The sequence below is a fragment of the Pseudomonas sp. PS02303 genome (genome assembly GCF_029959925.1).
In the GTDB taxonomy this organism is placed as follows: domain Bacteria; phylum Pseudomonadota; class Gammaproteobacteria; order Pseudomonadales; family Pseudomonadaceae; genus Aquipseudomonas; species Aquipseudomonas mandelii.
Window position 1 is genome coordinate 1 of the sequence record NZ_JASCOM010000106.1, and the last position, 20,303, is coordinate 20,303.

The following is a 20,303-nucleotide window of genomic DNA, read 5'->3' on the forward strand; positions in this document are numbered from 1 at the left end:
AGCCTGCTCGCGATTGCAGTGTGTCAGTCAACATCAATACTGAATGTCAGACCGCAATCGCGAGCAGGCTCGCTCCCACAGGGGATTTGCGTCGGGCTTGATAATGCAGGCATAAAAAACCCGCCAGACGAGGCGGGTTTCTTATTGGCTAGCAGAAGATCACTCTTCCAGGCTACCCATTGCAGTGGTGTTGAAGCCACCGTCTACATACATGATTTCGCCGCTGATGCCGGACGCCAGGTCCGAGCACAGGAAGGCGCCGGCGTTGCCGACTTCGTCGATGGTGACGTTGCGACGCAGCGGGGTTTGCGCTTCGTTGGCGGCCAGCATCTTGCGGAAGTTCTTGATGCCGGAAGCGGCGAGGGTGCGGATCGGGCCAGCCGATACGCAGTTGACGCGGGTGCCGTCCGGGCCCAGGGAGCCGGCCAGGTAACGCACGCCGGCTTCCAGCGAAGCCTTGGCCATGCCCATTACGTTGTAGTTCGGCATGGTGCGCTCGGCACCCAGGTACGACAGGGTCAGCAGGCTGCCATTGCGGCCTTTCATCATTTCGCGGCCAGCTTTGGCCAGGGCCACGAAGCTGTAGGCGCTGATGTCGTGAGCGATGCGGAAACCTTCACGGGTGGTGGCTTCGGTGAAGTCGCCGTCCAGTTGGTCGCCCGGGGCGAAGCCGACGGAGTGCACGATGCAATCCAGTCCGTCCCACTTCTTGCTCAGCTCAACGAAAACCTTGGCGATTTCTTCATCGCTGGCCACGTCGCACGGGAAGCACAGGTCAGGGTTGGAACCCCAGCTTTGTGCGAACTCTTCGACACGACCCTTGAGTTTGTCGTTCTGATAAGTGAAGGCAAGCTCAGCGCCCTCGCGATGCATGGCGGCAGCGATGCCGGATGCGATGGACAGCTTGCTGGCGACACCGACGATCAGTACGCGCTTACCGGCGAGAAAACCCATGTGTTGCTCCTCTCTTTCAGGTTATTGCGCAGTGGCCGGAGCCAGGAAAGCGGCTTCCAGCAACTGCTGTGTATACGGATGTTGGGGGGCGGCAAAGATACTTTGCGCGTCTCCCTGTTCGACCACTTGGCCCTGCTTGACCACCATCAGCTGGTGGCTCAGCGCCTTGACGACAGCCAGGTCATGGCTGATAAACAGATACGTCAGGTTGTACTTGGTTTGCAGTGAGCGCAGCAGCTCCACCACTTGGCGTTGCACGGTGCGGTCGAGGGCCGATGTCGGCTCGTCCAGCAAAATCAACGCCGGTTTTAGCACTAATGCCCGGGCAATGGCGATTCTCTGCCGCTGCCCACCGGAAAATTCGTGGGGGTAGCGGTTCCGGGTTTCCGGGTCCAGGCCTACCTCCTTCAATGCCGCAATAATCGCTTGTTCCTGTTCCGCCTCGGTGCCCATCTTGTGGATCCGCAGGCCTTCGCCGACGATCTGGCTCACGCACATCCGTGGGCTCAGGCTGCCAAACGGGTCCTGAAACACCACCTGCATCTCCCGGCGCAACGGCCGAACCTCGGCCTGCGTCAAGCAGTCTAGCTGCTTGCCTTCAAACCGGATGGCGCCTTTGCTGCCGATCAGCCGCAAAATCGCCAAACCCAGTGTCGACTTGCCCGAACCGCTTTCTCCCACAATCCCCAGGGTCTGGCCCTGAGGCAGGCTGAAATTGATCCCGTCCACCGCTTTGATGTGGTCAACGGTCTTTTTCAGAAAGCCTTTCTTGATCGGGAACCAGACTTTCAGGTCCTCGACCTGCAGCAGCGGCGGGCCAATCACGTTGGTCGCAGGCGTCCCGCTGGGCTCCGCTGCCAGCAGTTCCCGAGTGTACGGATGCTGCGGCGCGCGGAACAACTCTTCGCACGATGCCTGTTCGACGATGCAACCGCGCTGCATGACACATACGCGATGCGCAATTCTTCGTACAAGGTTCAAATCGTGACTGATCAGTAGCAAGGCCATGCCCAGGCGGGCCTGCAATTCCTTGAGCAATTCGAGGATTTTCAGCTGAACGGTCACGTCCAGCGCGGTGGTTGGCTCGTCGGCAATCAGCAGTTCCGGCTCGTTGGCCAGGGCCATGGCAATCATCACCCGCTGGCGCTGGCCACCGGACAACTCGTGGGGTAAAGCCTTGAGGCGCTTGTGCGGTTCAGGAATGCCGACCATTTCCAGCAATTCCAGGGTGCGCTTGGTCGCCACCTTGCCGACAAGGCCCTTGTGAATACCCAGCACCTCGTTGATCTGCTTCTCGATCGAGTGCAGCGGATTGAGCGAGGTCATCGGTTCCTGGAAGATCATCGCGATCCGGTTGCCGCGGATGTGGCGGATGGTTTTCTCTTTCAGACTCAGCAGGTCTTGCCCCGAATACTCGATGGTCCCGGACGGATGCCGGGCGAGCGGGTAGGGCAGCAGTCGCAGGATCGAATGCGCGGTCACCGATTTGCCTGAGCCGCTTTCGCCAACCAGGGCCAGGGTTTCGCCGCGCTTGATGTCGAAGCTGACGCCTTCCACCACCCGCTGGCAGTGATCGCCGACGACGAACTCGACGGCCAGGTCGCGCACTTCGATCAGATTGTCCTGATTCATTTCACTTCCTCGGGTCGAAGGCATCGCGAGCGGACTCGCCGATGAACACCAGCAAACTCAACATCAATGCCAACACGGCAAACGCGCTCATGCCCAGCCACGGTGCTTGCAGGTTGGATTTGCCCTGGGCCACCAGTTCACCCAGGGACGGCGCACCCGGCGGCAAACCGAAGCCCAGGAAGTCGAGGGCGGTCAGGGTGCCGATGGCGCCGGTCAAAATGAACGGCATGAAGGTCATGGTCGAAACCATGGCGTTGGGCAGGATGTGGCGGAACATGATCGCGCCATTCTGCATCCCCAGCGCCCGGGCCGCGCGCACATATTCCAGGTTACGCCCGCGCAGGAACTCGGCGCGCACCACGTCCACCAGGCTCATCCACGAGAACAGCAGCATGATGCCCAGCAGCCACCAGAAGTTCGGCTGCACGAAACTGGCGAGAATGATCAGCAAATACAACACCGGCAGCCCGGACCAGATTTCCAGGAAACGCTGCCCGGCCAGATCCACCCAGCCGCCATAGAACCCCTGCAAAGCCCCGGCAATCACGCCGATGATCGAACTGAGAATGGTCAGCGTCAGGGCAAACAGCACCGAAATCCGGAAGCCGTAAATCACCCGCGCCAACACATCGCGGCCCTGATCGTCGGTGCCCAGCAGGTTGTCGGCCGAAGGTGGCGCCGGCGCCGGGACTTTCAGATCGTAATTGATGCTTTGGTAGCTGTAGGGGATCGGCGCCCACAGCACCCAGGCATCCTTGGCCTTGAGCAATTCACGGATGTACGGGCTCTTGTAGTTGGCCTCCAGCGGAAATTCGCCGCCGAACGCGGTTTCCGGGTAGCGCTTGAGCGCCGGGAAATACCAGCCGTTGTCGTAATGCACCACCAGCGGTTTGTCGTTGGCAATCAGTTCGGCGCCGAGGCTCAGGCCGAACAGCACCAGAAACAGCCACAGCGACCACCAGCCACGCTTGTTGGCCTTGAACAGTTCGAAACGCCGGCGATTGAGCGGGGACAGATTCATCTCAATGCTCCCGGCTTTCGAAGTCGATGCGCGGATCGACAAAGGTGTACGTCAAATCGCCAATCAGTTTCACCACCAGCCCCAGCAACGTGAAGATAAACAGCGTGCCGAACACCACCGGGTAATCGCGGTTGATCGCCGCCTCGAAACTCATCAAACCGAGACCGTCCAGGGAGAAGATCACTTCCACCAGCAGCGAGCCGGTGAAGAAGATCCCGATAAACGCCGACGGGAAGCCGGCGATCACCAGCAGCATCGCATTGCGGAACACATGACCGTAAAGCACACGGTGATTGGTCAGGCCCTTGGCCTTGGCAGTGACCACGTACTGCTTGTTGATTTCGTCGAGGAAACTGTTTTTGGTCAGCAGGGTCATGGTCGCGAAGTTGCCGATCACCAGCGCGGTCACCGGCAATGCCAGGTGCCAGAAGTAATCGAGAATCTTGCCGCCAGTGCTCAGCTCATCAAAGTTGTTCGACGTCAGTCCCCTGAGCGGGAACCAGTCCAGGTAGCTGCCGCCGGCAAACACCACGATCAGCAGGATCGCAAACAGGAACGCCGGGATCGCGTAACCGACGATGATCAGCGAACTGGTCCAGACGTCAAAGTGGCTGCCGTGTCGCGTTGCCTTGGCGATCCCCAGCGGGATCGACACCAGGTACATGATCAGCGTGCTCCACAGCCCGAGCGAGATCGACACCGGCATCTTTTCCTTGATCAGGTCGATGACCTTGGCGTCGCGGAAGAAACTGTCGCCGAAGTCCAGGGTGGCGTAGTTCTTGATCATGATCCACAAGCGTTCCGGCGCCGATTTGTCGAAGCCGTACATGTGCTCGATTTCCTTGACCAGCATCGGGTCCAGGCCCTGCGCGCCGCGATAGGCCGAGCCGGCCACCGAGACTTCGGCACCGCCGCCGGCAATGCGGCTGGTGGCGCCTTCGAAGCCTTCGAGCTTGGCGATCATCTGCTCCACCGGCCCACCGGGGGCGGCCTGGATGATCACGAAGTTGATCAGCAGAATGCCGAGCAAGGTGGGGATGATCAGCAGCAGTCGCCGAAAAATATACGCCAGCATCTGATTACTCCGTGCCCGCAGGGTCGGCTTGCAGTTTGGTTTCGACTTCTACCGCAGGTTTCGCATCAGGCTTGACCCACCAGGTAGTGGTGCCGATGTCGTACTTGGGAGAGACTTTCGGGCGACCGATGTGGTTCCAGTACGCCACGCGCCAGGTTTTGATGTGCCAGTTGGGGATCACGTAATAGCCCCATTGCAGCACGCGGTCCAGTGCCCGGGCATGAGCCACCAGGCTTTTGCGCGAATCGGCGTTGATCAGTTGTTCGACCAGTTGATCGACCACCGGGTCCTTGAGGCCCATGGAATTGCGGCTGCCGGGTTTGTCGGCCGCGGCGGACATCCAGAACTCGCGCTGCTCGTTGCCCGGCGAGTTGGATTGCGGGAAGCTGCCGACGATCATGTCGAAGTCCCGTGAACGCACGCGGTTGATGTACTGCGAGACATCGACCCGACGAATCACCAGGTCAATGCCCAGGTCGCTGAGGTTGCGTTTGAACGGCAGCAGCACGCGTTCGAATTCGGTCTGGGCCAACAGGAACTCGATGGTCACCGGTTTGCCGTTGGCGTCGACCATCTTGTCATCGACGATCCGCCAGCCCGCCTCTTGCAGCAGCTGGTAGGCCTTGCGCTGCTGAGCGCGGATCATGCCGCTGGCGTCGGTCATCGGGTTCTGGAACGCTTCGCTGAATACCTGGTCGGGGATCTTGCCGCGGAACGGACTCAAAATTTCAAGCTGATCGGCGTCGGGCAGGCCGGTCGCGGCCATTTCCGAGTTTTCGAAGAAACTGCGGGTACGCACGTAGGCGCCATTGAACAGTTGCTTGTTGGTCCATTCAAAGTCCAGCAGCAACGTAAATGCCTGGCGCACGCGCACGCCCTGGAACACCGGACGGCGCAGGTTGAACACAAAGCCTTGCATGCCGGTCGGGTTGCCGTTCGGGATCTGTTCCTTGTTCAATCGGCCTTCGGTGACCGCCGGGATGTTGTAGGCGTTGGCCCAGTTCTTCGCGCTCATTTCCAGCCAGTAATCGAACTGCCCCGCCTTGAGGGCTTCCAGCGCCACCGTGTTGTCGCGGTAGTAATCGGTGGTCATCACGTCGAAATTGTAGAAGCCACGGTTGGCCGGCAGGTCCTTGCCCCAGTAATCCTTGACCCGCTCGTAGCGGATCGAACGCCCGGCCTTCACGTCGGTCACCTTGTAGGGGCCGCTGCCCAACGGTATTTCGAGGTTGCCTTTGTTGAAATCGCGATTGGCCCACCAGTGTTTGGGCAACACCGGCAACTGGCCGAGGATCAGCGGCAGTTCGCGGTTGTTGTTGTGCTTGAACTTGAACAGCACGGTGAGCGGGTCTTCGGCGACCGCTTCCTCGACATCGCTGTAGTAACCGCGATAGAGCGGGGCGCCTTCTTTGGTCAGCATCTGGAAACTGAACACCACGTCTTCGGCGCGCATCGGATGGCCGTCGTGGAAGCGCGCTTCAGGACGCAGGTAGAAGCGCACCCAGCTGTTGTCCGGGGCTTTCTCGATCTTGCCGGCGACCAGCCCGTATTCAGTGAACGGCTCGTCCAGTCCCTGTTTGGCCAAGGTGTCGTAGATCATGCCGATGTCGTCGGCCGGTACGCCTTTGCTGATGAACGGGTTGAGGCTGTCGAAGCCGCCGAACCCGGCCTGGCGAAAGATTCCGCCTTTGGGGGCGTCGGGGTTCACGTAGTCGAAATGCTTGAAGTCGGCCGGATATTTCGGCGGCTCGTTGTACAGGGTCACGGCGTGTTGCGGGGCGGCGCAGGCCAGCCCGGCGAACAGCAGACCGCTGGCCTGCATCAGCAGTGCGCATAGGGGCTTCATCGATCTTTCTCCGAAGATTTCAGCCACCACGCGGAGAGGCCCAGGGTATAGGGCGGCGTGGTGACGAAGGCGAACCGGTTGCGGTAGGCCAGGCGGTGATAATTGAGGTACCAGTTGGGAATCATGTAGTGCTGCCACAACAAGACCCGGTCCAGGGCTTTGCCGGCGGCGACTTGTTCGTCGCGGGTTTGCGCGGCGAGCAATTGTTCGAGCAGGTGATCGACCACCGGGTTGGCGATGCCGGCGTAGTTTTTACTGCCCTTGACCCCGACCTGGCCGGAATGGAAATACTGCCATTGCTCCAGGCCCGGGCTGAGGGTCTGGTTGAGCGTCATCAGGATCATGTCGAAATCGAACTGATCGAGGCGTTGTTTGTACTGCGCGCGATCCACTGTGCGCAGCCGCGCATCGATGCCAATGTTGGCGAGGTTCTCGACGTAAGGCTGAAGGATGCGCTCCAGGTTCGGGTTGACCAGCAGGATCTCGAGCTTGAGCGGTTGGCCTTTGGCGTTCTCGATCCGTTGTCCATTGAGCTTCCACCCGGCCTCGGCGAGCAGCGCCAGGGCCTTGCGCATGGTTTCCCGAGGGATGCCGCGTCCGTCGGTCTTTGGCAGGCTGAACGGCTCGGTGAGGAGCTTGGCGGGCAATTGCTCGCGATAGGGCTTGAGCAACAGCCATTCATGACCGACCGGCAGGCCCGTGGCGGAGAATTCGCTGTTGGGGTAGTAACTCATGGCGCGCTTGTAGGCGCCGCTGAACAGCGTGCGGTTGGTCCACTCGAAGTCGAACATCAGCCCCATGGCTTCACGGACTTTGGTCTCGGAGAAGATCGGGCGCCGGCTGTTCATGAACAGACCCTGAGTCTGGGTCGGGATCTGGTGCGGGATCTGCGCCTTGATCACGTCTCCACGGCGCACGGCCGGGAAGTTGTAACCGTTTTCCCAGTTCTTTGCCTGGTGCTCGATGTAAATGTCGAATTCGCCGGCCTTGAAGGCTTCGAACGCCACATCGCTGTCGCGGTAGAACTCGACTTCCATGCGGTCGACGTTGTACTTGCCACGATTGACCGGCAGGTCCTTGCCCCAGTAATCCTTGACCCGCTCGAAAATGATCTGGCGTCCTGGCGTCACCGAGGTGATGCGATAAGGCCCGCTGCCCAGCGGCGGTTCGAAGGTTGTAGCCTTGAAGTCGCGACCTTTCCAGTAATGCTGCGGCAGCACCGGCAATTCGCCCAGGCGCAGGATCTGCAACGGATTGCCGGCCCGCTTGAAGACGAATCGAATGCGCTGCGGGTTGAGGATGTCGACCCGCAGCACTTCCTGAAGGCTGGTGCGGTACTGCGGGTGACCTTCCTTGAGCAGCAAGCGGTAGGAAAACGCCACGTCGTAGGCGGTAATCGGCGTGCCGTCGTGAAAGCGCGCTTCGGGGCGCAGGTTGAACACCACCCAACTGCGGTCCTCGCTGTACTCCACCGATTGCGCGATCAGGCCATAACTGGAGGTCGGCTCATCGCCGGACGGCGCGTATTGACCGGTGCCGACCATCAGCGGTTCGTTGAGCTCGTTGATGCCGTATTGCAGGAAATTGGCGGTGGAAACCGGGCTTGAGCCCTTGAATGTGTAGGGGTTGAGCGTATCGAAGGTGCCAAACGCCATCACCCGCAACGTACCGCCCTTGGGCGCTTGCGGGTTGACCCAGTCGAAGTGGGTAAATCTGGCCGGGTACTTGAGCGTGCCGAACTGCGCATAACCATGGCTTTCGCTGATCGTCGCGCTTGCGGTGGAGCTCAAGGCCAGGCTGATCAGGAAGAGGAGGAGGGGACGCTTCAAGTCAGAGATCCGGTCCAGGCGGCTTGGGCTTTGTGGGCCGTACAGTAACAGCTTGTATCGACAGGAAAAAGACAGGGGGTTAATGCGCTGTTAATTGCCGAGGTGACGATGCGGCAGGTGCTGTGCCTGTGGCGAGGGAGCTTGCTGCCGCTGGGCTGCGAAGCGGCCCCAAAACCTGAAAATTTTTATAATTCCTGACACACCGCATGTTCAGGGTTTACGAGTGCTTCGCAGCCGAGCGGGAGCAAGCGCCCTCGCCACAGTTCCCATGCATCCCCCGATTCCAGCAGAGCTCAAATTGCAGGCGAAAAAAAGCCCCTGGATTCAGGGGCTCGTTTTTAGCGCGGCGAAGAAACTGTCAGCATCTGCCCAGGCTTGAGCGCCTGGCCAACACGCGGATTCCAGCGCTTGAGGTGCTGCATTTCAACGTTGAAGCGTTTGGCGACCATGTATAGCGAATCGCCTTGCTTGACCTTGTATTGGGTCTGCGGCTTCTGTTTGTCGGCTTTGCTGTTGGTCTTGCTGTTCGCCGCCACAACGGTGTTGACGCGACCGCCGCTACGTTTGGCAGTGTCCTGCATCACCAGGGTCTGGCCGACCTTGAGGTTCTTGCCGGTCATCTTGTTCCAGCGCTGCAGGTCCTTGACGTCGACCTTGTTCGCCTTGGCGATGGCGGCCAGGTTGTCGCCGCGTTTGACGCGGTAGGCACGTTTCAGGCTGGCGACTTCGGATTCATCGGCGCCTTCGAAGACCGGCTTGAGCGACTTCTTGCTGATCAACTCTTCAGGACGCATGGTCGAGAGGCTGGCGGTCAGCAACTGCGCCTTGGACGTTGGCACGAGCAAATGCTGGGGGCCGTCGATGGTGGTGCGCTGTTTGAAGGCCGGGTTGAGCTGGAACAACTCGTCTTCGTCGATGTTGGCCACCGCGGCAACCTTGGACAGGTCCATGCGCTGGTTGATTTCGACGACCTGGAAATAAGGTTCGTTGGCGATCGGGTTGAGGTTCACGCCGTAGGCTTCGGGGGCCAGCACAACCTGGGACAAGGCTAGCAGCTTGGGCACGTAAGCCTGGGTTTCGGCTGGCAGCGGCAGGTTCCAGTAATCGGTCGGCAGGCCCAGCTTCTCGTTGCGCTCGATGGCACGGCTGACCGTGCCTTCACCGGCGTTGTAAGCCGCCAGAGCCAGCAACCAGTCACCGTTGAACATGTCGTGCAGGCGGGTCAGGTAATCCATGGCCGCAGTGGTCGAGGCGGTGATGTCGCGACGGCCATCATAGAAGCGGGTCTGACGCAGGTTGAAGTAACGGCCGGTGGAAGGAATGAATTGCCAAAGGCCCACCGCATTGGCCCGGGAGTAGGCCATCGGGTTGTAGGCGCTTTCAATCACTGGCAGCAGCGCCAGTTCCAGCGGCATGTTGCGTTCTTCAAGGCGTTCGACGATGTAGTGAATGTAGAGGCTGCCGCGTTCACCGGCGTTTTCAAGGAAGGACGGGTTGCTGGCGAACCACAGGCGCTGTTGCTCGATGCGCGGGTTGACGCCCAGGTTGTCCTGCAACTGGAAGCCCTGGCGCATGCGCTCCCAGACATCCTGTGGAATTTGCGGAGTCGGCTTTTCGCTGAGCCAGATAGGTTTCTGCTTGGCGCGAGCGGCGATGTTCGGAGTGTGTGTCGCTTCGGTCTGCGGCACATGGCTGGAACAGCCCGCCAGAGTGGCGGACACAGCCACCGCTATGGCTTGAGCCAAGCGGGTCAATGCGTCTGAATTGATGGCTTTACGAATAGATGACGACATTGGCTGGAAGTAAGTTCCGGGCAAAAATGTCGGGCGATTCTAGAAAGCGCACCCTCTGCGGTCAACCATTCAGAATTTTTGTACCAACGGGGCGGCGACTTAGAACTTATCTTTCCAAGCCCGAAGAGCAGCAAAGACCGCACTCGGAGACCGGTTTTGGGTTCCATTCCGTTCGTCCACTTTTTCTTTAACGGATGTTTCGTCGACACGCAAAAAGGGGTTGGTCAGTTTTTCAAGCGCCAGAGTAGAGGGCAGCGTCATGATTCCGGCCGCACGTTGCTCGGTAACTTTTTCCAGACGTGCGGCGGTGTCAGGATTGCCGGGTTCGACCGCTGCGGCAAATTTCAGATTGCTCAGGGTGTATTCGTGGGTGCAATAGACCAGCGTATCTTCCGGCAGCGCAGCGAGGCGGCTCAGCGAGGTGTGCATCTGCTCGGGCGTGCCTTCAAACAAGCGCCCGCAACCGGCGGCGAAAAGGGTGTCGCCGCAGAACAGCAGGCCGTGGTGATAATAGGCAATATGCCCCAGGGTGTGTCCGGGAACCGCATAGACGTCGAAGTCCCAGCCCAGCACGCTGACACGGTCGTTGTCCTTGAGCGCCACGTCTCGCGCCGGGATGGTTTCGCTGGCCGGGCCGTAGACTTTCGCGTCTGTCGCTTTTTTCAGCTGCTCGACACCGCCGACATGATCATGATGATGGTGAGTGATCAGGATGTCGCTCAATACCCAACCCTTATGCGCCGCCAGCCATGCTTGCACGGGCGCGGCATCACCCGGATCGACCACGGCGCAGCGCTGGGTGTTGTGGTCCTGTAACAACCAGATGTAGTTGTCGGTGAAGGCGGGCAGGGCACTGATCTGTATCATCGTCGGATTCGCCAAGCTGAAAACAATGGCGCATCTTAGAACTTCCTGGCGCGTTGGAGAATGCAATGACCGATAAAGCGTTCGCTCAGGCCGATCCTGAGTGGCTGAATTTGATCAGCGCGGCCCGTGAATGGCTGTCCGGGCCCATCGGGCAATTTCTGTTGGACGAAGAGCGGCGCATGCTCGAAGACGAGCTGGGCCGCTTCTTCGGTGGCTATCTGGTGCATTACGGCCCGTCGGCCCAGACACCGCCGTCGGCACCCCAGGTTCAGCGTAATGTGCGACTTGGCGCGCCGTTGCCGGGGGTCGAGATCGTCTGCGAAGAGCAGGCATGGCCGTTGAGCGAGCATGCCGCTGATGTGGTGGTGATGCAGCACGGCCTGGATTTCTGCCTGTCGCCCCACGGCTTGCTGCGTGAAGCCGCGAGCAGCGTGCGGCCCGGCGGGCATCTGCTGATCATCGGGATCAACCCCTGGAGCAGCTGGGGCTTGCGCCATGTGTTCGCTCACGACGGCTTGCGCAAGGCGCGCTGCATCTCACCGTCGCGGGTCGGCGACTGGCTGAACCTGCTGGGCTTCGCGTTGGAGAAACGCCGCTTCGGGTGCTATCGTCCGCCGCTTGCGTCACCCGCCTGGCAGGCACGCCTGGCCGGTTGGGAGCGCAAGGCCGGTGACTGGCAACTGTCGGGCGGCGGCTTCTATTTATTGGTGGCGCGCAAGATCGTTGTTGGCCTGCGACCCGTCCGTCAGGAGCGGCGCGAACCGATGGGCAAGCTGATTCCATTGCCGATGGCCAAGGTCAACCGTCGTAACATCGAGCCGTAATACACTCTTTATTTTCCCGGCCGGGTTCGCCCCGGCCTCGGGCATCGTCGGTCACTGATCGGCGAGCCACCGCATTTTCTGGATAGATTGGCATGAGCGATAGCGTAGAACTCTTCACCGACGGCGCCTGCAAAGGCAACCCTGGCCCTGGCGGCTGGGGCGCGTTGCTGGTGTGCAAAGGCATTGAAAAGGAGCTGTGGGGCGGCGAAGCCAACACCACCAACAACCGCATGGAGCTGATGGGCGCGATTCGTGGCCTGGAAGAACTCAAGCGCTCCTGCGACGTGCTGCTGGTGACCGACTCCCAGTACGTGATGAAAGGCATCAACGAGTGGATGGACAACTGGAAGAAGCGCGGTTGGAAAACGGCGGCGAAGGAACCGGTCAAAAACGCTGACCTATGGAAACTGCTGGATGAGCAGGTCAACCGCCACAACGTCACCTGGAAATGGGTACGCGGGCACATCGGCCACCATGGCAACGAACGGGCTGACCAACTGGCCAACCGTGGCGTGGATGAAGTGCGCGGGTACAAGCAGGCTTGATCGGTAGTGCCGCCCTTCGCGAGCACTGTCTGCCGGAGATCCATGCAGGAGCGAGGCTTGCCCGCGAAGAAAGCGCCGCGGTGTAACTGAGAGACCGGGTTATCGTTCTTCGCGAGCAAGCTTCGCTCTTGCGGGGCGTCACAGCATCAAGATCGCGGTGGCCAGTTGTTGGTCTGAATACGGTTCGTTGACCACCCCGCGAATCCGCAAAAACGCCGCCTGGATCCGCGCCCCGCGAATCACCCCCTCGCTCGCCACAAACGCCGCCGCATCATCCTTGGCCGCCAGTACGATCTTGTCGTCGCTGAATGAGCCACTGGTGCCTTTGGTGGAGCTCATCGTCAGACTGACAGTGACGTCTGTGCTGATGACAAAACTGGTGGCGTGGGCGCCGGAACCCAGCAAACAGGTACTCAATAAAACCAGCCGTGCAGTCTTCATGACGATTTCGAACCCTGGGTAAGCAAGGGGTGCACGCTAGCAATCCATCGGCTTCCAGACTTTATGAACATTGCTAATGATTGTTAAAAACTGCATGAGCGCCCGTCACCTGGCAGTGCGCGCGCCGGATCCCGCGAGCGTGTTAACATCGCCGCTTTTGCACGATTGACCCGTTGAGAGCTGAGCACTGATGGCCACCAGATCCGTTGTACTCGATACCGAAACCACCGGCATGCCGGTGACCGACGGCCACCGGATTATCGAAATCGGTTGTGTCGAGTTGATCGGTCGGCGCCTGACGGGCCGGCATTTCCACGTTTACCTGCAACCGGATCGCGAGAGTGACGAAGGCGCCATCGGCGTCCACGGCATTACCAACGAATTCCTGGTGGGCAAACCGCGGTTCACTGAAGTGGCCGATGAGTTTTTCGAATTCATCAAAGGCGCGCAGCTGATCATCCATAACGCGGCGTTCGACGTTGGCTTCATCAACAACGAATTCGCCCTGATGGGCCAGCACGACCGTGCGGACATCACGCAACACTGCTCGATCCTCGACACCCTGATGATGGCCCGGGAACGTCACCCGGGGCAGCGCAACAGCCTCGATGCGTTGTGCAAACGTTATGGCGTCGACAACTCCGGTCGTGAACTTCACGGCGCCTTGCTCGACTCCGAGATCCTCGCCGACGTTTACCTGACCATGACCGGCGGCCAGACCAGCCTGTCACTGGCCGGTAATGCGTCCGACGGCAACGGTTCCGGCGAAGGCGCTGACAACTCCGCCACCGAAATCCGCCGCTTGCCGGCCGACCGCCAGCCGACCCGGATCATCCCCGCCAGCGAAGATGACCTGGCCCGGCACGTGGCACGCCTGGAAGCCATCGCCAAGTCCGCCGGCGCCCCGTCGCTGTGGCAGCAGTTGGTCGAGGCCAAGGCGCAGGCTTGAGGCGAATCAGATGTAACAGGGCTTTTGTGGTGAGGGAGCTTCCTTGCCACAAGTAGCCCTGCTGAATGTTGGAGAGTTGATGGCCACATGATGGTGCACTCATTGACCCGCTTCAGGGCATCGTCGCTCGCCACATCCGCTTCAACCCTCTACCCTGAGCATATTGGCAGGCCACGGTCTGCAGCCTCAGGACACTGAGCCTCATGTATAAAGATTTGAAATTCCCGGTCTTGATCGTGCATCGCGACATCAAGGCCGACACCGTCGCCGGTGATCGCGTGCGTGGCATCGCCCGGGAACTGGAGCAGGAAGGCTTCAGCATCGTTTCGGCGGTGGACTACACCGAAGGGCGGCTGGTCGCTTCGACCCATCACGGCCTTTCCTGCATGTTGATCGCCGCCGAAGACGCCAGCGTCCACTCTCATTTGTTACACAATATGGCCGAGCTGATCGGCCTGGCGCGAGTGCGGGCGCCGGACTTGCCGATCTTTGCGCTGGGCGAACAGGTCACGCTGGAAAACGCCCCGGCCGATGCCATGGCCGAACTCAATCAACTGCGCGGCATTCTCTATCTGTTCGAAGACACCGTGCCCTTTCTGGCGCGGCAAGTGGCCCGGGCGGCCCGTAAATACCTGGATGGTTTGCTTCCGCCGTTTTTCAAGGCGCTGGTGCAACACACCGCCGATTCCAACTATTCCTGGCACACACCCGGCCATGGCGGTGGCGTCGCGTATCACAAGAGCCCGGTGGGGCAGGCGTTTCACCAGTTTTTCGGGGAAAACACCCTGCGTTCGGACTTGTCGGTGTCGGTGCCGGAACTGGGTTCCTTGCTCGATCACACCGGCCCGCTCGCTGAAGCGGAAGCCAGGGCGGCGCGCAATTTCGGCGCCGATCACACCTTTTTCGTGATCAATGGCACCTCGACTGCCAACAAGATCGTCTGGCATTCGATGGTCGCTCGCGATGACCTGGTGCTGGTGGACCGCAACTGCCACAAGTCTGTACTGCACTCGATCATCATGACCGGCGCGATCCCGTTGTACCTGTGCCCGGAACGCAATGAACTGGGGATCATCGGACCGATTCCGCTGAGCGAGTTCAGCCGCGAATCGATTCAGGCAAAGATCGACGCCAGCCCGCTGACCCAGGGGCGTGAGCTCAAGGTCAAGTTGGCCGTGGTGACCAATTCGACCTACGATGGCCTTTGCTACAACGCCGAACTGATCAAGCAGAGCCTGGGCAACAGCGTCGAGGTCCTGCATTTCGACGAGGCCTGGTACGCCTACGCGGCGTTCCACGAGTTTTTCGCCGGTCGTTATGGCATGGGCACGTCCCGTAGCGAAGACAGCCCGCTGGTATTCACCACGCATTCCACACACAAACTGTTGGCCGCGTTCAGCCAGGCCTCGATGATTCATGTCCAGGACGGGGGTGCGCGGCAACTGGATCGCGATCGCTTCAATGAAGCATTCATGATGCACATCTCGACGTCGCCGCAGTACAGCATCATCGCTTCGCTGGACGTGGCATCGGCGATGATGGAAGGCCCGGCCGGGCGTTCGCTGTTGCAGGAAATGTTCGACGAAGCCCTGAGTTTTCGCCGGGCGCTGGCCAATCTGCGCCAGCACATCGCTGCGGACGACTGGTGGTTTTCTATCTGGCAGCCACCGTCGGTGGAAGGCATCGAGCGTGTGGTCACCGAAGACTGGCTGCTGCAACCCGACGCCGACTGGCATGGCTTTGGTGGGGTGACTGACGATTACGTGTTGCTTGATCCGATCAAAGTCACCTTGGTGATGCCTGGCCTGACGGCGGGCGGTGCGCTGAGCGAACGCGGGATTCCGGCGGCGGTGGTCAGCAAGTTCCTTTGGGAGCGCGGGCTGGTGGTCGAGAAGACTGGCCTGTATTCATTCCTGGTGCTGTTCTCGATGGGCATCACCAAGGGCAAATGGAGCACGTTGCTGACCGAATTGTTGGAGTTCAAGCGCAGTTACGACGCCAATGTCAGTCTGGCGACGTGCCTGCCATGCGTGGCGCAACAGAACGTCGCGCGTTATCAGGGCATGGGTTTGCGGGATTTGTGCGATCAACTGCACGCCTGTTATCGCAGCAATGCCACGGCCAAACACCTCAAGCGCATGTACACCGTGTTGCCGGAAATCGCCATGAAGCCGGCTGACGCCTATGATCATTTGGTGCGGGGAGAGGTGGAGGCAGTGTCGATTGATGCCCTGGAAGGGCGAATTGCCGCGGTGATGCTGGTGCCGTACCCACCCGGCATCCCGCTGATCATGCCGGGGGAGCGGTTCACCGAGTCGACCCGGTCGATCATCGATTACCTGTCGTTTGCTCGCACGTTTGACAGCAGCTTCCCCGGGTTTGTCGTTGATGTGCACGGACTGCAACACGAAGACGAGGGCAATGGACGGCATTACACCGTCGATTGCATCAAGGAATGAGGACCTTTCCCAGCATGCAACCGATCATGAATCCCAAATACCCAGGCCTCTCGGTGCGTGTCGCCGATGAGGGGTTTGCGCCCTATATCTGGGGCAGCGATTTCAGTTTTGAAGTCGCGGCCTATGGTGCAGCTGAAATCGGCAAACCGGTGGAGCAGTGGCGGGTCACGCCGATCACCCCTTATCGAAAGTGCTACGGGATTGATCCCGAGGAGTTCAGCAGTTTTCGCGATGCCGCCGACAGTGCGGTGTTCATGGCCTATCTCGATGACGAGCCCGTCGGTCATCTGGTGGTCAGCACCAACTGGAACGGCTTTGCCCATATCGATGAGTTGGCCGTGCATGCGCCAGCGCGCCGTCACGGTGTGGCCAAGGCGTTGCTGGATGTGGCGCAGTTCTGGAGTCGCAAGAAGAAGTTGCCGGGCATCATGCTCGAAACCCAGAACAACAATCTGGGCGCCTGTCGACTCTATGAGCGCTGTGGTTTCGTGATAGGCGGGATCGATCATCTGCGTTATCGCGGCATCGACCCGAACACCGCCGAAGTCGCGCTGTTCTGGTATCGCCTGTTCGATAATCCGCTGGAAAACCCGCTCAGCTCGACAACATCGCCACGGCTTGTTCCGTGAGGATGTCCAGCAGCACCTGAACGGCGGGCATGGGCTCGCCGTTCTTCAGGGTCAGGGCATAGAGGCTGATCGGCACCGCAGGCGCCAATGGGCAGGCATCCAGGCCGCTCGACTTGGCCCCAAGGGCGGTGAAGGGGTCGACAATCGCCAGGCCTTCGCCGGCCTCGACCATGCTGCGCATCATCTGATGAGTTTGCACCCGCGTCTGGATGACCGGGGCAGGGCGCAAGGCATGCAATTTGTTATCGAGCGCCGGGCTTAGCGGATCATGACCTTCCAGGCCAACCATCGACTGGCCGGCCAGGTCCTGCAACGAAATGTACTTCTGTTTCGGTTGCAGCCAGCCATGGGGCGCCAACAGCTGGAGCTTGCCTTGGGCAATCACTTGGCAATAGATGTCGGCGTGGTCGGGATCGTGCAGGCTCAGCCCCAGATCGCTTTCACGCAGCAGCAGGCTTCTGACGATCTCGCGGGTGGGTTGGCTCAGCAGGGTGCAAGCCGCATCGGGAAGGCGTCGGCGCAGGGCGGCGATGCTGTGGGGCAATAACTGCTGGGCCAGCGGCGGGGTGCAGATGATGCGCAGCGGGTGCGCCTGATACTGCTTGAGGCTGCTGGCCAGGCGCTGGACCGGTTCAAGCGCGTCATACACGCGGGCGATTTCAACCTGCAGCTCCCGCGCCTCGCGCGTCGCCTGCAAACGTCCACGCACGCTGGAAAACAGCATGAATCCCAACTGATCCTCGGCGTCGCGCAAAATGCCTTCGACCTCGGCCACCGGCAACTGCAGCCATTCCGCGGCGGTGCCCAGATGACCGGTCTGCAAGAGCGCGTGGATCACTTCGATATGACGTAAACGCATGCGTGAAGTCCATGTTCAGCAGGTGAGGGAGTCAGTGACTGAATCCTAACTCAAGTGCGCGCATATGACTTCTGCTCATAACGCGGGGTTATGAGGCGGTGGTGATTGCCGGCCGGCTGCCGATATAGGTGTCGGGCTCGCGCACGATGGTGATTTTCGATTGCACCAGCTGAAACTGGTTGTCGTCGAGCTTATCGACGCGATCGCCAATAGCCAGTTTGTAGGTGGTCACAGGCGCCGAGCCAGTGAGGCCGTCATGCGAGGGGGTGGATTCCTGGAACTCATGCACGGAATAAACGCGGCCTTCCGCGTCTCTTGCATGGAACTGACCGACGAGTACTGCTGCCATCTGCTTAGAACCTCTGGAGATAAATCACTCAATTTGCGGTTCTGTAGACCGTGGTTAAGCGAAGTAAGTTTTCCTACAGGAAAAAAATAGTCAGGGGCGGTGAATTCAACAGCCCACTGGGTGAATCGTCATCTATAACTACAAGTCTTTCCCATCGAACAGTCGAGAATCTTCAATGAGCAACGTCTACACGATCGCCGTACTGGTCGGCAGCTTGAGAAAGGAATCAATCAACCGCAAGGTTGCGCTGGCCCTGGCCGACCTGGCGCCTGCCAATCTCAAGCTCACCATCGTCGAAATCGGCGATCTGGCGCTCTACAACGAAGACATTGACGGGACTTCACCGCCGGCAGCCTACAGCACTTTCCGACAACAAGTGAGTTCATCCGACGCAGTGCTGTTCGTCACCCCTGAATACAACCGCTCGGTGCCGGCACCGCTGAAGAATGCGATTGACGTGGGATCGCGTCCCTATGGCAAGAGCGCCTGGAGCGGCAAGCCAGGGGCGGTGATCAGCGTTTCGCCGGGGGCTGTCGGCGGGTTTGGGGCCAACCATCACTTGCGTCAGTCAATGGTGTTTCTGGACGTGCCGTGCATGCAGCAGCCGGAAGCCTATCTGGGGGGCGCAGGTTCGGCGTTCGATGAGTCGGGCAAATTGTCCGAATCGGTGAGGCCGTTCTTGCAGAATTTCATCAATGCGTATGGCAAATGGGTCGAGCAGCATAAGAAAGAGTGACCTGAACGCAACACATCCCCCGTAGCAGCTGCCAGGTTGTTCAGTCTTTGCTTTACTGCATATTCGGAATTCCATATATTCACGCCTCGTTTTTCCAGAGGCGTGTACCCGCATGCTTATAGCGTCGCTGATTTTCCTGCTGACCATCACCCTGGTGATCTGGCAACCCAAAGGCCTGGGGGTTGGCTGGAGTGCGACATTCGGCGCCGTGCTGGCGCTGATTTTCGGGGTGGTGCACCTGGCTGATATCCCGATTGTGTGGCAGATCATCTGGAACGCCACCGGCACCTTCGTGGCGCTGATCATCATCAGTCTGTTGCTGGATGAGGCGGGATTCTTTGCCTGGGCAGCCTTGCATGTGGCCCGGTGGGGAAAGGGCAGCGGGCGCAAACTCTTCGCTTATATGGTGCTGCTCGGGGCGCTGGTGTCGGCGTTGTTCGCCAATGACGGTGCGGCGCTGATTCTCACCCCGATCGTGATTTCCATGCTGCTGGCGCTGCGCTTTTCCCCGGCGGCGACGTTGGCATTCGTGATGGGCGCCGGTTTCATCGCCGATACCGCGAGCCTGCCGTTGGTGGTGTCGAACCTGGTGAACATCGTTTCGGCGGACTACTTCGATATCACCTTCAACCGCTATGCGGCGGTGATGATTCCGGTCAACTTCGTGAGCGTCGCCGCCACGCTGGCGATGTTGATGTGGTTTTTTCGTCGTGACATCCCCAAGGCTTACGACCCCGAGCAACTGGAACATCCGTCGACGGCGATCCATGACAAGGCGACGTTTTATGCCGGTTGGGCAGTGCTGGCCATCCTGTTAATTGGCTGCTTCGCCCTTGAGCCGCTGGGCATTCCGATCAGCGCCATCTCCGCTGTCTGTGCCGCGTTGCTGCTGGCCATCGCCGCCCGTGGCCACAAGATCTCCACGCGCAAGGTGATGAAAGAAGCGCCATGGCAGATCGTGATTTTCTCGTTGGGCATGTACCTGGTGGTCTATGGCCTGCGCAATGCCGGGCTCACCGGGTATCTGGCGGGGTGGCTGGACGGGTTCGCGCAGTACGGCGTTTGGGGCGCGGCGATGGGCACGGGCGTGCTGACGGCGCTGTTGTCGTCGATGATGAACAACTTGCCGACGGTGTTGATTGGTTTGCTGTCGATCGATGCCAGCCAGGCCACGGGAGTGGTCAAGGAAGCGATGATTTATGCCAACGTCATTGGCAGCGACCTGGGACCGAAAATCACGCCGATTGGCAGTCTGGCGACGTTGTTGTGGTTGCATGTGCTGCAACGCAAGAACATTCAGATCGGCTGGGGGTACTACTTCAAGGTCGGGGTGGTGTTGACGGTGCCGGTGTTGTTGGTGACGTTGGCGGCTTTGGCTTTGCGGTTATCCATTTAGAACGGGGTGGCCTCTTCGCGGGCAAGCCTCGCTCCTACAGGATTGATGACGAATGCAAATTCAGCGAACGATACAAAACCTGCAGTAGCGAGGCTTGCC

At 59.9% G+C, this 20,303-nt stretch carries 18 protein-coding genes; 7 read left to right on the plus strand and 11 right to left on the minus strand.

Features of this window, described 5'->3' with window-relative positions; all coding sequences use genetic code 11:
- Positions 1-159: 159 nt before the first annotated feature.
- From fabI to gloB, 8 genes are all read right to left on the minus strand, one after another.
- The gene (gene fabI, locus QMX98_RS20765; RefSeq protein ID WP_077749640.1) at positions 160-954 is read right to left on the minus strand and encodes an enoyl-ACP reductase FabI; all 795 of its coding nucleotides are present in this window, start codon (positions 952-954) and stop codon (positions 160-162) included.
- 21 nt (positions 955-975) lie between these two features.
- The gene (locus tag QMX98_RS20770) at positions 976-2,586 is read right to left on the minus strand and encodes an ABC transporter ATP-binding protein (protein WP_010459782.1); all 1,611 of its coding nucleotides are present in this window, start codon (positions 2,584-2,586) and stop codon (positions 976-978) included.
- A gap of 1 nt (position 2,587) precedes the next feature.
- Positions 2,588-3,607, minus strand: a complete 1,020-nt coding sequence (locus QMX98_RS20775) for an ABC transporter permease (protein ID WP_010459784.1) — start codon at positions 3,605-3,607, stop codon at positions 2,588-2,590.
- Between the two features lies 1 nt (position 3,608).
- On the minus strand, positions 3,609-4,682 hold the full coding sequence (locus tag QMX98_RS20780; RefSeq protein ID WP_010459785.1) for a microcin C ABC transporter permease YejB: 1,074 nt from the start codon (positions 4,680-4,682) through the stop codon (positions 3,609-3,611).
- A 4-nt stretch (positions 4,683-4,686) separates the two neighbouring features.
- Entirely contained in the window at positions 4,687-6,528 is a 1,842-nt protein-coding gene (locus QMX98_RS20785; protein WP_282411325.1) for an extracellular solute-binding protein, read from the minus strand.
- Positions 6,525-8,357, minus strand: a complete 1,833-nt coding sequence (locus QMX98_RS20790; protein ID WP_010459789.1) for an extracellular solute-binding protein — start codon at positions 8,355-8,357, stop codon at positions 6,525-6,527. The genes QMX98_RS20785 and QMX98_RS20790 overlap by 4 nt, the downstream gene beginning before the upstream one ends.
- A gap of 338 nt (positions 8,358-8,695) precedes the next feature.
- On the minus strand, positions 8,696-10,150 hold the full coding sequence (locus QMX98_RS20795; RefSeq protein WP_154911790.1) for a transglycosylase SLT domain-containing protein: 1,455 nt from the start codon (positions 10,148-10,150) through the stop codon (positions 8,696-8,698).
- Between the two features lie 99 nt (positions 10,151-10,249).
- Positions 10,250-11,017, minus strand: a complete 768-nt coding sequence (gloB, locus tag QMX98_RS20800) for a hydroxyacylglutathione hydrolase (RefSeq protein WP_010459793.1) — start codon at positions 11,015-11,017, stop codon at positions 10,250-10,252.
- A 65-nt stretch (positions 11,018-11,082) separates the two neighbouring features.
- Between gloB and QMX98_RS20805 the strand changes: the two genes are divergently transcribed.
- Together QMX98_RS20805 and rnhA are read left to right on the plus strand one after the other, a co-directional pair.
- Positions 11,083-11,841, plus strand: a complete 759-nt coding sequence (locus tag QMX98_RS20805) for a methyltransferase domain-containing protein (protein WP_010459795.1) — start codon at positions 11,083-11,085, stop codon at positions 11,839-11,841.
- A gap of 92 nt (positions 11,842-11,933) precedes the next feature.
- Entirely contained in the window at positions 11,934-12,386 is a 453-nt protein-coding gene (rnhA, locus tag QMX98_RS20810; RefSeq protein WP_008152099.1) for a ribonuclease HI, read from the plus strand.
- A 138-nt stretch (positions 12,387-12,524) separates the two neighbouring features.
- Here rnhA and QMX98_RS20815 read toward each other — a convergent pair whose 3' ends face one another.
- Entirely contained in the window at positions 12,525-12,827 is a 303-nt protein-coding gene (locus QMX98_RS20815) for a DUF2388 domain-containing protein (protein WP_049870729.1), read from the minus strand.
- A gap of 190 nt (positions 12,828-13,017) precedes the next feature.
- On the opposite strand from QMX98_RS20815, the gene dnaQ reads away from it, so the two are divergent.
- From dnaQ to QMX98_RS20830, 3 genes are all read left to right on the plus strand, one after another.
- On the plus strand, positions 13,018-13,776 hold the full coding sequence (gene dnaQ / locus QMX98_RS20820; protein ID WP_010459800.1) for a DNA polymerase III subunit epsilon: 759 nt from the start codon (positions 13,018-13,020) through the stop codon (positions 13,774-13,776).
- Between the two features lie 203 nt (positions 13,777-13,979).
- Positions 13,980-16,235: an arginine/lysine/ornithine decarboxylase gene (locus QMX98_RS20825; RefSeq protein ID WP_282411326.1), complete on the plus strand. Its 2,256-nt coding sequence runs from the start codon at positions 13,980-13,982 to the stop codon at positions 16,233-16,235.
- Between the two features lie 14 nt (positions 16,236-16,249).
- Entirely contained in the window at positions 16,250-16,864 is a 615-nt protein-coding gene (locus tag QMX98_RS20830) for a GNAT family N-acetyltransferase (RefSeq protein WP_010459805.1), read from the plus strand.
- Here QMX98_RS20830 and QMX98_RS20835 read toward each other — a convergent pair.
- Together QMX98_RS20835 and QMX98_RS20840 are read right to left on the minus strand one after the other, a co-directional pair.
- Positions 16,830-17,723 (minus strand): LysR substrate-binding domain-containing protein, encoded by an 894-nt coding sequence (locus QMX98_RS20835; RefSeq protein ID WP_010459807.1) that lies wholly within the window; start codon positions 17,721-17,723, stop codon positions 16,830-16,832. The genes QMX98_RS20830 and QMX98_RS20835 overlap by 35 nt on opposite strands.
- 88 nt (positions 17,724-17,811) lie before the next feature.
- Positions 17,812-18,072, minus strand: a complete 261-nt coding sequence (locus tag QMX98_RS20840; RefSeq protein WP_282411327.1) for a hypothetical protein — start codon at positions 18,070-18,072, stop codon at positions 17,812-17,814.
- A gap of 175 nt (positions 18,073-18,247) precedes the next feature.
- Here QMX98_RS20840 and QMX98_RS20845 point away from each other — a divergent pair, with 175 nt between their 5' ends.
- Together QMX98_RS20845 and QMX98_RS20850 are read left to right on the plus strand one after the other, a co-directional pair.
- The gene (locus QMX98_RS20845; RefSeq protein ID WP_154911789.1) at positions 18,248-18,808 is read left to right on the plus strand and encodes an NADPH-dependent FMN reductase; all 561 of its coding nucleotides are present in this window, start codon (positions 18,248-18,250) and stop codon (positions 18,806-18,808) included.
- 112 nt (positions 18,809-18,920) lie between these two features.
- Positions 18,921-20,204 (plus strand): arsenic transporter, encoded by a 1,284-nt coding sequence (locus QMX98_RS20850; RefSeq protein WP_010459813.1) that lies wholly within the window; start codon positions 18,921-18,923, stop codon positions 20,202-20,204.
- The last annotated feature ends 99 nt before the right edge of the window (positions 20,205-20,303 follow it).

Bases quoted from the DNA above. Each gene is read 5' to 3' on its own strand.
- rnhA (WP_008152099.1), top strand. From the start codon at position 11,934: ATGAGCGATAGCGTAGAACTCTTCACCGACGGCGCCTGCAAAGGCAAC.
- QMX98_RS20785 (WP_282411325.1), bottom strand. From the start codon at position 6,528: ATGAAGCCCCTATGCGCACTGCTGATGCAGGCCAGCGGTCTGCTGTTC.
- fabI (WP_077749640.1), bottom strand. From the start codon at position 954: ATGGGTTTTCTCGCCGGTAAGCGCGTACTGATCGTCGGTGTCGCCAGC.
- QMX98_RS20780 (WP_010459785.1), bottom strand. From the start codon at position 4,682: ATGCTGGCGTATATTTTTCGGCGACTGCTGCTGATCATCCCCACCTTG.
- QMX98_RS20850 (WP_010459813.1), top strand. From the start codon at position 18,921: ATGCTTATAGCGTCGCTGATTTTCCTGCTGACCATCACCCTGGTGATC.
- QMX98_RS20775 (WP_010459784.1), bottom strand. From the start codon at position 3,607: ATGAATCTGTCCCCGCTCAATCGCCGGCGTTTCGAACTGTTCAAGGCC.
- QMX98_RS20805 (WP_010459795.1), top strand. From the start codon at position 11,083: ATGACCGATAAAGCGTTCGCTCAGGCCGATCCTGAGTGGCTGAATTTG.
- QMX98_RS20795 (WP_154911790.1), bottom strand. From the start codon at position 10,150: ATGTCGTCATCTATTCGTAAAGCCATCAATTCAGACGCATTGACCCGC.
- QMX98_RS20825 (WP_282411326.1), top strand. From the start codon at position 13,980: ATGTATAAAGATTTGAAATTCCCGGTCTTGATCGTGCATCGCGACATC.
- dnaQ (WP_010459800.1), top strand. From the start codon at position 13,018: ATGGCCACCAGATCCGTTGTACTCGATACCGAAACCACCGGCATGCCG.
- QMX98_RS20840 (WP_282411327.1), bottom strand. From the start codon at position 18,072: ATGGCAGCAGTACTCGTCGGTCAGTTCCATGCAAGAGACGCGGAAGGC.
- QMX98_RS20815 (WP_049870729.1), bottom strand. From the start codon at position 12,827: ATGAAGACTGCACGGCTGGTTTTATTGAGTACCTGTTTGCTGGGTTCC.
- QMX98_RS20830 (WP_010459805.1), top strand. From the start codon at position 16,250: ATGCAACCGATCATGAATCCCAAATACCCAGGCCTCTCGGTGCGTGTC.
- QMX98_RS20835 (WP_010459807.1), bottom strand. From the start codon at position 17,723: ATGCGTTTACGTCATATCGAAGTGATCCACGCGCTCTTGCAGACCGGT.
- QMX98_RS20845 (WP_154911789.1), top strand. From the start codon at position 18,248: ATGAGCAACGTCTACACGATCGCCGTACTGGTCGGCAGCTTGAGAAAG.
- QMX98_RS20770 (WP_010459782.1), bottom strand. From the start codon at position 2,586: ATGAATCAGGACAATCTGATCGAAGTGCGCGACCTGGCCGTCGAGTTC.
- gloB (WP_010459793.1), bottom strand. From the start codon at position 11,017: ATGATACAGATCAGTGCCCTGCCCGCCTTCACCGACAACTACATCTGG.